Below are 12,042 nucleotides of genomic sequence, written 5' to 3' on the forward strand. Positions count from 1 at the left end.
GAGAGGGCCACGAGGCATCGGCAATAGGGGGCTCCGAACATGCAAAGACGCACGCCCGGGTATTCGAGCGTAAAGAATGGGTAAATCATCATGGTTAACCTAACGTAAAAGGTTCCAAGCAGCCCGGATTGTGTCGATGGTACTATTTTACCTGGAAAGCCGACAACCGGCCGAATGCAACCTTGTGAGTGCATGTGCAGCTTGTTACACCTGATGCCATGAGGGCGCGCAGAATCGCTGCCTTGGCGCAGGCATTGTCCGCTGTGACTCAGCGATCGAGGGAGTTCGGCGGTCAGCCGTTACTTGGTTTGGCATCCCTGACGGCAGACCTGAGCCTGGCTGTCGCAGGAAGTCATGCAGGGTGTGCCGAGAGTGGTTGGGCAAACCCGCTTACATGCTGCATTCTGATTGTCGCAACTGGACAGGCAAGCATCGGTGGCGGCGTCAGCAAAACGCAACTTTGCCGGGCTGAAGTTTCCCGCCCAGGCGCTCCCGAACGGGCACCCAGCCATGCAGACCAGAAGGATCAGAGCCATTCGCAAGAGAGCCTCCTGCTTTGCCACGCATCTCGTAGGGGCCAACTATCTATTCGAGATGAGGAAATCCTCGATCGAGCGGCCGGTCCGCAGGGCGGCGGTAAGCCATTTAGGCTGTTTGCCTCGACCAGACCAAGTCTCGTGAGGAACGTTGGGATTGCGATATTTCGGGTGAACTCGCGGGTATGGACGCTTCAGCCGCGACGACGGCTCTGACGGAACATTCGTCGCTTCATTCTCGCGGCGAATTTGCGCCAAACGCGTCTCAAGGGCGCGTTTTTCAGCAGTCAGCCGAACCGACAACAAGCGGTTGAGCTCCTCGTGGAGCTGCCAAAGCTCATCTAACGAAAGTGCCTCGAGGTTCGCTTTCTTCATCCGTTCGTCACAACGCAAGGGTTTCCGGCTGCCCACCTAGACCTCTGATTCGATCTACAACAATCTTGCAGTTTTCTCGCTCGAATCGCCAATTAATTTGGTGATAGCATGTCGAAACGGAGATCTGGGACAGAACAAGCCAAATATATCGAAAATCAGCCACTTGTCAGCTACATGGGCGCGAGATTTGGCGGTACGCCGAATTACGGATAACCTAATAGGCGTTTCGCTTCCGCGCGACCTCGAAGAAAGTCTTGATCAGGATGTGAATATCGAGCCAGAGGCTCCAATTGTTGACATACCAGAGATCGAGCCTCACACGCTCCGCGATATCTTCGACCGTGGGCGTCGCGCCCCGCGAACCATTGCACTGGGCCCATCCGGTAAGGCCGGGCTTCACATGATGCCGAAACGCATAGTCTTCCAGGATCTTTTCGAAATAGCTGTCGTGCGCCAAGGCATGCGGTCGGGGGCCTATCAAGGACATCTCCCCCTTCAGGACATTGAAGAGCTGTGGCAACTCATCAATGCTGGCGGCGCGCAGGAAGCGCCCGATTGACGTAACGCGCGGATCCTGGCGCGTCGCCTGGACCACGACAGGGCCATCTTCCTGCACCTTCATGGTGCGGAACTTCAGCATTACGAATTCCTTGCCGTTGAAGCCCTTGCGACGCTGGCGGAAAATGACCGGTCCCGCGCTGTCCAGCTTGATCGCGATCCCAGTGAGAATCAGAATTGGGAACAGGAGGATCAAGGCGATGCCGGCGACCAGGATATCCATGGACCGCTTGACCAAACGCTCGGCCGCGCTGAGTGGAGCGCGCTGCACCTCGACCGCCAGGACGCGTTGTCGGGCGGACGACACGAAGTTAGACAGCGATCGGATGTGCAAATCGGGTAACAATCGCGCCGAGACCGGAAGACTCTTGAGGTGTTCACGCACAAAGTCGATCCGAACGTCGTCATTCCACGGCAGCACTAACAGCACCTCGCGGCAATTGGTGCGGCGAATGAAATCTCCAACCGCCCCGAACATATTCTTGTCTGCGACCAGCCGCGCTCCAGGATCAGAATCTCCGCTCAGGCGGAATTCCTTGACATCGGTCGCGCCGAAGAGGGCGAGACGATCACGAGGGCCAAGGGCGGCCAATTCCCGATGGTCTCCCACGAGGACCGCGTCCAAACGCCTGAGCCCTCCTTTGGCCACCGCCAAGGCCAGGTTCGTTTTCGTGAACTTGCGCACCGCGAGCAGGCCGACCGGGGCAATGAAATAAAACGTAACGAACGCGCCGCGGGAATAATTGCCGCCGACCTTGAGCAGGAAAGCGAAGAAGGCGAGCAAGATGCCGGTGCTGAACCAGCAGACCAAGATCTGCGTAATCTCGGTCCCGGGCTTGGCGCTGTCGGAAAGGTCGTAGTAACCGATCCCGCTCATCCTCAAAATGTAGATGAAACTGGCCATGAGTCCGACTGCGCAGCACGGAAGAAGGTTGGGAATTGGGCTACCAGTGGCAGCGTGATATCCGATCCCTCCCCCGACGCACGCAAGAATGATAACCAACGCATCCAGTGTAGAGAGCAAATAGGGAACGAGATCGAGGGACCACAGCATCCCCCTGCCGTGCGCCTGATCGGCCCTATGCGACTCTTCGCGGAAATCCGATCCGATCGACATCGAATGTCACCTAATCCCAACGATCCTCTGATCAGGAAAATGAACCACGGAACGTCAGTTCCCGATAACCTTTTGTTAATATAATTTAAACTAGGCTTAATGGGGGTCGGAATCAACGGGATAGTTCCCTTCGCCATAGTGTTTTTACGCCATAAGGCCCCTCTTTTTCCCGCCTAATTAATTGGCAGGTAATCCGGCTCCCAAATTCAGAACATGCTCGTCCTGGTGGCCGCGAGTTCGGCGCCGCAGCGGCATCAGATCCGCTCGCGTTATGACCGGAACGGCGTCATGACGCGGCGCCACGACGGCTATCCCATCCTCCTTTGCCGAATCCCTGACTTCTGGGACCGAGCGCTCTCGTCCCCCTCGCTTGGCGGCCACACGAGAACAACAAGTATCGCCTCGATTGGAAACTCGCGAGGTTGCCCTTCCGCAAGAATTGCGCGCCGCATCACTGGCGGACTATAAGCTTCGGAGTTTTCCCGCTCGTTGCGCCTTCATTGGCCCTGGAGATGATTAAGTGGTTCATCGCGAAGCTCCGAAATCGTTCCTTGTGAGTTTTCTTTTCACAGTGAGGCGACTGCTCGGAATTGCAACTTTCGTCCTTGTCCTCATCTTGCTCGTCCCGAAGCTCTTTCTGCTCTTCGACAATCCCAAGAGCGCAAGCTTTTCGGCGACCTTGCTCGATGCGCGCGACGTTGTCCTGAAGAAATCGGCGCCGCTCCTGCACCAATACATTCCCACCAACATCGCGGGCGCTGACCGCTCGGACTGGATTTTGATCGGGCTCGCCATGCTCGTCACATTCATCGCCGGGTCGCTGGCGCAAAGAAGCCAGCAGTCGCTCAATCGACGGTTACTCCGAAAATCGGCGCAGGCCTGGCGCAAGAAAGAAGGCGTCAAACCGGGGTCTGCACTCGACAATGAGCTGGAAAGCACCTTGAAAATCGCGGAGGCCGGAAACACCGTCAATCGGCAAGAGCTTCTGCGCGTTTTCGCCGAGACCAAGAAGAAGCTCGATTCCTTCGGCCGGGAAGTTGCGTTTCTGGCGATCGACGTCGTCGGATCAGCCGCAATGAAGGCGGGCGAAGATCCTGCATCCGTTCAGTACGACTTCGCCGAATATCGAAAACTCGTGGAGCGCATATTCCGCGCGCGGGGAGTGCTGAAGTCCGCCTGGACACCCGACGGAGTCATGGCTTGCTTTGCCCACGTGGAAGATGCCTGCCAGGCAGGAAAGGACGTGATCAAGAGCCTGAAAGCCTTCAACAGCGAAGTGAAGATTTCCAAAGCCGATTTTTTGGTACGTTGCGGGGTCAATGCCGGTCTGGTGTATTTTGACGACTCAACCCCGTTGGAGACTATCTCTGACCGGGTCATCGACATCGCCGGCCACATGCAGAAGTACGCCGAGCCCAATACGGTGCTCATCGCAAGGAAGGTGATCGAGCCGCTGCGGCAGCTGCAGGAATTCACGCACACGAACCAGATTATCGATGGTTACGAGGCGAGCGTGTGGCGTCAGCCGGCGGCCTGAGTCGGCAGGGGACAGGCATTGGTGGCAAGGCTGGGATCGGGACCATCGCTGGTCCGATTCCTGGTCCAACCGGACCGACAATATTTACCCTCTCCGGTCAATCCTTGGGAATTGGGCGAAAAATACCGAAACATGAATTGTCTGGCGCAGCCGCTCAGTTTAAGTTGGTTTTGGATTTAACCTTGAGACATCAAACCAGGCCTTGCGCGGCACAAATTCGGCGGCGCTAGCACGTCGATTTTTGGGCTAATGCATGCATCACCCGCCTCAGGTTCAATTTTCCCGCTCTAGTCCTTGTCGGACCTTTTTAATTGTCGTCGGTACCCGCCCGGAGGTCATCAAGGTAGCGCCTCTCATTCGTCGCCTGCGCGACACGAGCTGGGCCCGTGTGAAGATCGTCGCCAGCGGCCAGCAGAGCGACCTGCTTGGCCAAACTCTCGCCGAGTTCGGCCTGACGCCCGATATTACGATCCGCCATCGCGATGCCTCATCCGGCCCGGCGCAGGTCGCGAGCCGTCTGATCCAGCGGCTGGACCGCATCTTCGGCGAAGAAAACCCGGACTGTGTCATCGCCCAGGGGGACACCACGACGGCCTATGCAGCCTCGGTAGCCGCTTTCTATCAGAAGATTGCCTACGCACACATCGAGGCCGGATTGCGAACGTCCGAACTGGATGCGCCGTTCCCCGAAGAGTTTCATCGGCGGGCCATCGCGGTTTCTGCAACGCTGCACTTCGCGCCGACCTCGGCTGCGGCCCGAAACCTGATCGACGAGAACGTACCGAAGGACCGGGTGCATGTCTCGGGCAATACGGTGATCGATTCACTGCTGGAGGTCGCAGCGACTAGGCCGCCGCCGCCGGCCGAGTTCGGAACTCGCCGGATGATTTTGCTGACTGCGCATCGCAGGGAGAACTTCGGTCCGAAATTGCGGGATGCGCTGACTGGGGTTCGCGCCTTCGTCGATCTGACGCCGGACGTGGGTGTCTATTTCCCGATTCATCCCAACCCGAATGCACGCGACGCGGCCCTCGAGATCCTCTCCGGCAATCCGAGAATCCATCTCGTCGAACCGCTCGGATATCGCGATATGGTTGCCGCGATCCAGAATGCGTGGTGCGTCGTCACCGACAGCGGCGGCCTGCAAGAGGAGGCTCCGGCCCTTGCCAAGCCTGTGCTCGTGCTTCGCGATCTCACGGAACGTCCCGAGGCCGTTGCCTCCGGTGTCGTCGAGCTCGTCGGCACCTCCCGCGAGGGCGTCTTCAAATCGCTCTACGCGCTTCACAAATCCCCGGCAAAATACACTCAAATGGCTCGTCCGGTGTTTCCCTATGGCGACGGACATGCCAGCCGAAGGATCGTCGATGCGCTTTATCGACATTTCTCGACCGATCAAGAGCGGCAGGATGCGACGATCGTTCCTCTTCAATATGCATCGTAGTCTATGACAAATCCGAATGGCTTCCTGCCCGAATATCTCTACGTGATCGAAATCATGATGCTCACGGCGGGCATCATCATCGCCATTTCCAGCTTCGACGATCTTCTGGTGGATCTGCTGTACTGGAGCGGCAAGCTGTTCGGTACGACGAAGACGAAGTCGAGCGAATTACCCGACGTCGAGCTTCTCGAGCAGCTGCCGGAGCGGCCGCTTGCGATCATGATCCCGTGCTGGAAGGAGCACGATGTGATCTTCTCGATGCTGTCGTCCAATTCGCGGCTGCTTCGTTATCGGCAGGCTCACTATTTCGTCGGCGTCTATCTCAATGACCCCTTGACCCAGGACGAGATACGCAAGGCGCAGAGCCTCTATCCGAATATCCACATGGTGCTGGTCCCTCGCGATGGTCCAACCAGCAAGGCGGATTGCCTCAACCAGATCACGTCGGATATCTTCATGTTCGAGGCGGAGCACGGCATTCAATTTGCCGGCATGGTCATGCATGACTCCGAGGATCTCATCCATCCCCTGGAATTGAAGCTCTTCAACAAGCTCGTCGAGATCTACGACTTCGTCCAGCTTCCGGTCTATTCGTTCTCCCGTCCCATTCTGTCCCTGATCGGCGGAATCTACATGGACGAGTTTGCGGAAATGCACACCAAGGATCTCGAAGTCCGGCAACGCGTCTCAGGCGTCATTCCCTGCGCCGGCGTTTCCGCCTGCTTCGGCCGAGAGGCTATCCTCCACCTCGTCGACAAGAACCAGGGCCAAGCGTTCCGTGTCGCATCCTTCACTGAAGACTATGACATCGCGTTCCGCGTCTCCGAACTTGGCTTCAAGTCGGCTTTCGTCGCCTATCCCGCGAGCTACGCCATCGATATCGACATCGATGCCGGCGCCCCCGGTATCCTGCATCGGAGCCTCCCGATTGCGACACGCGAGTTCTTTCCCACTGGGCTGGAGGCCGCCTATCGGCAGCGCGCACGGTGGCTGTTGGGGATCGTCTTTCAGGGCTCCGAGGAAATTGGCTGGAAGGGCGCGTTCGGAACGAAGTACTTCCTGGCGCGGGATCGAAAGGGCGTGATTACGAGCCCGGCGGTGATGCTCGCGTATTTTGCGATGGCCAATCTGATTGCCTTCGAAATGTTTCGATGGTTTTTCGACTCGAACCTCGAACTGACCTATACATTGCTGTCGTCCGAATGGGTTAGGACGCTGTTTTGGGTGACCTTCGCATTCCTGATCTGGCGCCTGTTAAATCGCATGATCTTTACGGGCATGATCTATAATTTGCGACACGCCCTGATGTCGGCGCCGCGGCTCATCGTCGGCAACTTCGTCAATTTTTTTGCGACGTGGCGTGCGGTTCGCATCTACACCAGTCATCGCCTGTCCGGGAAACCGTTGGTTTGGGACAAGACGTCGCACTCTTATCCGATCCAGATGGGCGAACTTCAACTCCCCATCCCGCCCGATGCGGCCGCGGACACGCCCGGCGCTTCCTGATCTCGCTCAGGATGTTATTCGAACTGGTTTAAAGGTACGACGGCTCTCGCGCGCCGAATGCACTGCGAAATGCCGTGCGCACGACCATGAAGCCAGCACAGAGTCCAATGGCGCCGAGCTGCAGCTCGGGGTGCAGCACGACCGAAACAAGCACAGCCCAGCCGCAGACGATGGCGAGGATATCGAGTGATTTCTGTCCGCGCGAATGAGGCGCAGCATCGAGCCCGCGGTCAAGCGCCGCAGCGATCGCTGCAAGGCCGTCCACGGCATCCCTGCCCGGAGGCACGGCGAAATCGGTCAAAATGCGATTGCTAGTAGACATTAACGCCCCCGTCGCAAGCCTCTTGCGGGCTCCACGAGGGCATTTGACTTCGGAGCCTGTTTCCTCCAGCTCAAGCCGATTGCTATAGTTTTACGGACTCCCGCATTTTCGACGGCGACAGCGGCGCTTGAGCGGAGATGGATAACTACGGCTTAACGGATTCCTTTCAATGCTCACGTCCTGCATCGGGAGCGGACATGATGCAGTCTCAAACGTGGGAACGACGCATTCGTTCCGAGGCAGGAGATGCCGCGCCCCATCGGCGATCCTGCTCAAGCAGAACGATGAATGGGCCGTCCAGCGCGCCCGTTACATGACGCTGGAAACCATCGCGCCGTTGAGCGATGATCCAACCGTCAGCCTCCCGGCTATCGCCAGCTGACCAGCCCGGCTCTTGCCGGCGAAGGCGGTGCCCGCCGCAAGTTACAGCGCGCTAGGGGACACGATCACTGTATCTCACGTCGCCTGCTAATCGCAGGAAGCTCGACCGAATAAGAGTTGGTTGTGAGACAGGCAACGTCGGTGCGAACATCCAGGCGCTGGCGCATGTCAGCGGTGCTTCGATCATTTTTTAATATCAACGGTGACGAGAGAATTTTTCGCGAATGCGCCAGCCATAGTGAGGCGTCGCGCCAAGGCTAGTCTGCCAATGTCGTCAGCGAATTCCCTAAGCGTTCGCCGCTTCTCACCGGCGTCTTATTCAATCGTTACTCGACGAACGCGGCCGATGGCTATCGAAGTACTGAATTTTCCGGCGCCCAAGGCGGAATCGAACCACCGACACTGCGATTTTCAGGCTCACCTTTCGCTCGAAACATCAAAGAGATAGAGAATGTCTAGCCTGTCTAAAGGGGCTGCTCTGATCAGTAAGATACCTAAACTTTATCTAACATCCCCCCCGCGTGATGCGCTCCGCCTTAAACAACACGCGGTTTCGTCCGATTTCAGAACCTATCTTGTCGCTTTTGTTTCATGACATCCTGATTGGCTCCCCGCTTTGTTTGGGGGCGTCAATGAGCACAATCATTTCAGTGATTATCTTACTTTTCGTTTCGGTGCTTCCCGCCAGTTCGACGACCTATCAATTACTACCTCACGTCCAGTATTATATTGCAGGCCCATCCAGAGACTGGTTTCTAAACGCGTTTCTGGACGTTTCCTTGTCTCCGCCTGAAATGCCTTCTCCACCCGCACCCTCGGGACCATTCTCTAGCTACGCGCTACTCGTGATTGAGAATGGGCAGGCGGTATTTATGGATTGCGGATCCAATATCGGGGCCGACTGCGGCAAGCGATACGATTCCACAACCCATGGCTATCTTACAATCGTACCTGATCGAGTCAGCACCTTGGGCTCCATCCTGATCGAACCATTCCTTTCAACTGATAATCTTATTCTATCACTTGCGGACCTCCATCTGCAGTTTTCAGTTTCCCTGCCCGATGGGTACTCGATTGTCGCTATGAAATTTGTCCAACCCTAAACTGCCAACAAGACATAGCCCGCCAGAAAAATGTGGTGCGCGCCCATCATGTTACATGACCAACTAAACGGCATTCTTCGCTCGGTCCAAAGAAACACTCCCAGGAGGGCGGCTCGCCCTTATTGCGGTGAGGATTCAATGCAACCCGTTATACGGCACGCAAAGATAGAACCGCTTGTAATGTGCGGCCATGCTGCGATCTCTCGAAATGCAGGTACCCACTGGCGTGATCCAGAACCATCCGAGCCACAGCAACCGCTTTAGCCGCGAGCAGTGCCTTTAGCCGCTTGGCCTCCAAGACCTCCATACCGCCGAACTTCGCCTTCCATTTGTTGATGCTGGCGTCGCTGACGCCGTGCTTGCGGCACAGGTCGGCAACCGAAACGCCGGCCTCGTGCGACTTCAAAATCCCGATGATCTGCTGTTCCGAAAGGTGGCTGCGCTTCATGCTCTGGTCCTTGTCGTGGGCCAGAACGAACTTCAAACTGGATTAAGCTCGTGGGGCAAGGTCGCTACCAACCTATAGATCATTGAAGTTGCAACATGAAGGTTTGCCTTGCAATAGTCAGCCGCCGGGTTCATACGGCGACAGCCACTGGCGCGTGACGCGTGTGCGGTCACCTGATCAGGGAGTACCGCTTGGTTCGCTTCCTTCTCGGCTCCGGCGCCATGCGTAGCCAATCGTTCTCCTGACGCAGCCGGGAGACCTCCAAAGCCTGATCCGCCGACATCGGCGTCGCCTGCGTAGTGGTGGTGGCGCCGTGCCGCCGATGCTGGGACTTGCCGGCGCTTATCCTCGCGGCGAAATAACTGGTACGTTGTGTGTGTTTAACTCTGGAATCATCCAGAAAGCGTCATTGGCGAAGCGATTGAACAGCTCTGGAGGGAGAACCGTCTCTCGTTCAAGCCAGCTCACTTTGCGGCGCACTTTGTGCAAGTTGGGTGTTCCGATTCCAAGATCGAAATCGTCGGCTTCGTACTCGACGTTCTCGAAATCGTGCGCAAACCGGCTCTCACCCAGAAAATCGTAGATCTGATCTAGCGTTCCGCTCGGATCTTTGCACAGGGCCTCGTAGCCGACGAGGATAAGACGGCTTGCATTCTCACCCCAAAAAGCTTCTCGAAGAGCATCGATTGCAAATCCAACGAGTCCATCGCTCGTCGCGAGTCGGTTAACTCGCGTGTAAACGGTGTTGAGCGATTCGAAGTTGAATATCCCGGACAATTCGAAAGCGTTCTGCCTGATGAGACGTTCGAGACTGTCCATGATCCAGGGCACATGCCGAACGCAACATATGACCTTCGCCTCAGGGAATAACTTTACCAGCGTAGGCAGTTTGGAGCACCACGCACGGTTGGTATCGAGCACCATCTTAGTTGGATGGACGGCATGATAGTAGTTATCAAAGATTCCCTTTAGTAATTCTCTCTTTTGCATTTCATCGATGAAAATGGCGGCCTCGTTTCTTCGGCTCATTGCTCCTTGCAGGGCCATGAAAAGCGAACCTACAGGACTGCTCATTCCAGCATGGAGGCGAGGATTCTGGCGAAGAATTGCCGCTAGCAACGTTGATCCGGAACGAGGCAGCCCCGAAATGAAATGCAAGCCATTCTGCATAATCGAAACTGCCTCACTTCCGTTTAAGCACGATTCTCACGATAGACATTCTCACTATGGACATTCTATAGCGAGTCTTTGCGATGAGCCTTGGTCCCACTCTAACCGGTCGCAGCTCCACAACTATCACACATGAGGCGCTGCGATAACATGATTGTCGGCAAGCACATTCCAGAACGTGTTCGCCGTGTTGGACTGAATGTCAGTCGTGACGGCACCGTTGTTCCAGCCGACTTGGGTGCCCGCCATGAGGGTTACCAGTTGGTTCGCATTGAACGCCGCCAAGGCATTTCTCAGATCCTGGCCGTTGATCAAGAGATCGCCGGACTGGGGTGGGCTGTGGATTGTATCAACGTACTGCAGCCAGGCATTCATCGTAGCCTTCTGGGGTGGCGTGGTGAAAGCCTGGGTAGCGGTGTTGTAATCGTTCCCTAAGCTCGTCGCACCTGTCTCCAGAATGCCGTCGTGGTTAATATCCACATTAGCGCTAGTGGGGGAATAGGTGAACGGCGCCAACCCTCTGAGCCAATCGACCGCCTTAGTAATCAGATCATGGCCCGCTGGCTGGCCAGGGAATAGGCCTGGGTCAGCCTTTCCGGCGTCGATGTTGAGTTGGGCTTTGAGCGCCTGTTTCATCATCGATATGCGAACGTCGGGATTCGCATCGCTCGCATTGAGAAGCTGCTGCGCCGCAGCCCAAGGTACGGAAAGTGTAGTTTCGCCATTATCCTGAACGCCATCGCCATTACCATCCCCGAGTAGAATTCCGACCGTCGCGCTGCCGGTCGCCGTCGCCGCCGCCGTACCCGGCGAGCGGTCGCTCAGCGTCGTCGTGATGGTGTCCGTGCCCGGCAAGGCATAGGAGTGGCTGCCACTCACGGCGAAGCTGCCGTTCGCACCCGTCACCGTGCCCGTCGTCGTCGTGCCGTCGCCCCAGTTGATGGACGCAACCAGGTCCGAGGCCGGCGTCACCAGATCGGTGTCGGTGAAGTTCGCGACCACCACGTTGTTCAACAGCTAGTTGGTGTTCGCGCTCAGCGAGGTGCCGGTGCCCGACAGCACGTCGTGCTCCCCGACCACCACCGTGCCTGTCGGCGTGATATGGGCGCTGTCCGAGGTCCGCGTGATCGTCACGCTCAAGGGATCGCTGCCCTCGTCCGCATAGGTGTGACCGCCCGTGCCGGCCGCAACCGTGAACGCGCCGTTCGACCCGCTCACCGTGCCCGCCGTCGTCGTGCCGTCGCCCCAGTTGATCGAGGCCGTGAACCCGCCCGCGACAGGGGGGGGGGGGGGGGGGGGGGGGGGGGGGGGGGGGGGGGGGGGGGGGGGGGGGGGGGGGGGGGGGGGGGGGGGGGGGGGGGGGGGGGGGGGGGGGGGGGGGGGGGGGGGGGGGGGGGGGGGGGGGGGGGGGGGGGGGGGGGGGGGGGGGGGGGGGGGGGGGGGGGGGGGGGGGGGGGGGGGGGGGGGGGGGGGGGGGGGGGGGGGGGGGGGGGGGGGGGGGGGGGGGGGGGGGGGGGGGGGGGGGGGGGCACCCGTCACCGTGCCCGA

General features: G+C 58.0%; 10 protein-coding genes and 2 pseudogenes. 5 read left to right on the forward strand and 7 right to left on the reverse strand.

From position 1 onward, the window contains the following. Nucleotides 1–581: 581 nt before the first annotated feature. Both XI06_RS14065 and XI06_RS14070 read right to left on the reverse strand, forming a co-directional pair. A complete protein-coding gene (locus tag XI06_RS14065) occupies nt 582–911 on the reverse strand; it encodes an H-NS histone family protein (RefSeq protein WP_237874003.1) in 330 nt (109 codons plus the stop codon). Nucleotides 912–1,125: 214 nt separating this feature from the next. Continuing rightward, a complete protein-coding gene (locus XI06_RS14070) occupies nt 1,126–2,586 on the reverse strand; it encodes an undecaprenyl-phosphate glucose phosphotransferase (protein WP_271605607.1) in 1,461 nt (486 codons plus the stop codon). A gap of 520 nt (nt 2,587–3,106) precedes the next feature. Between XI06_RS14070 and XI06_RS14075 the strand changes: the two genes are divergently transcribed. The 3 genes from XI06_RS14075 to XI06_RS14085 all read left to right on the forward strand — a co-directional run bounded on the left by XI06_RS14075 (nt 3,107) and on the right by XI06_RS14085 (nt 7,070). After that, on the forward strand, nt 3,107–4,123 hold the full coding sequence (locus XI06_RS14075; protein ID WP_271605608.1) for a hypothetical protein: 1,017 nt from the start codon (nt 3,107–3,109) through the stop codon (nt 4,121–4,123). 253 nt (nt 4,124–4,376) lie between these two features. Continuing rightward, the gene (gene wecB / locus XI06_RS14080) at nt 4,377–5,564 is read left to right on the forward strand and encodes a non-hydrolyzing UDP-N-acetylglucosamine 2-epimerase (protein WP_271605609.1); all 1,188 of its coding nucleotides are present in this window, start codon (nt 4,377–4,379) and stop codon (nt 5,562–5,564) included. Between the two features lie 3 nt (nt 5,565–5,567). Next, entirely contained in the window at nt 5,568–7,070 is a 1,503-nt protein-coding gene (locus XI06_RS14085) for a glycosyl transferase family protein (protein WP_271605610.1), read from the forward strand. A gap of 28 nt (nt 7,071–7,098) precedes the next feature. Here XI06_RS14085 and XI06_RS14090 read toward each other — a convergent pair whose 3' ends face one another. Beyond that, a complete protein-coding gene (locus tag XI06_RS14090; protein WP_237873997.1) occupies nt 7,099–7,392 on the reverse strand; it encodes a hypothetical protein in 294 nt (97 codons plus the stop codon). Nucleotides 7,393–7,642: 250 nt separating this feature from the next. Here XI06_RS14090 and XI06_RS43785 point away from each other — a divergent pair. Continuing rightward, nucleotides 7,643–7,774: pseudogene (locus XI06_RS43785) on the forward strand (IS256 family transposase); the annotation flags it as partial. Nucleotides 7,775–8,405: 631 nt separating this feature from the next. Further along, nucleotides 8,406–8,876: a hypothetical protein gene (locus XI06_RS14095; protein WP_271605611.1), complete on the forward strand. Its 471-nt coding sequence runs from the start codon at nt 8,406–8,408 to the stop codon at nt 8,874–8,876. Nucleotides 8,877–9,147: 271 nt separating this feature from the next. Here XI06_RS14095 and XI06_RS14100 read toward each other — a convergent pair. From XI06_RS14100 to XI06_RS14115, 4 genes and pseudogenes are all read right to left on the reverse strand, one after another. After that, nucleotides 9,148–9,324: pseudogene (locus tag XI06_RS14100) on the reverse strand (transposase); the annotation flags it as partial. Between the two features lie 342 nt (nt 9,325–9,666). Beyond that, entirely contained in the window at nt 9,667–10,494 is an 828-nt protein-coding gene (locus XI06_RS14105; protein ID WP_237873972.1) for a sulfotransferase family protein, read from the reverse strand. 126 nt (nt 10,495–10,620) lie between these two features. Then, nucleotides 10,621–11,508: a hypothetical protein gene (locus tag XI06_RS14110; RefSeq protein WP_271605612.1), complete on the reverse strand. Its 888-nt coding sequence runs from the start codon at nt 11,506–11,508 to the stop codon at nt 10,621–10,623. Between the two features lie 3 nt (nt 11,509–11,511). Beyond that, nucleotides 11,512–11,712: a hypothetical protein gene (locus XI06_RS14115; RefSeq protein WP_271605613.1), complete on the reverse strand. Its 201-nt coding sequence runs from the start codon at nt 11,710–11,712 to the stop codon at nt 11,512–11,514. Nucleotides 11,713–12,042 lie beyond the last annotated feature (330 nt).

The organism is Bradyrhizobium sp. CCBAU 11434 (genome assembly GCF_028128895.1).
GTDB classification, from domain to species: Bacteria; Pseudomonadota; Alphaproteobacteria; order Rhizobiales; family Xanthobacteraceae; genus Bradyrhizobium; species Bradyrhizobium zhengyangense.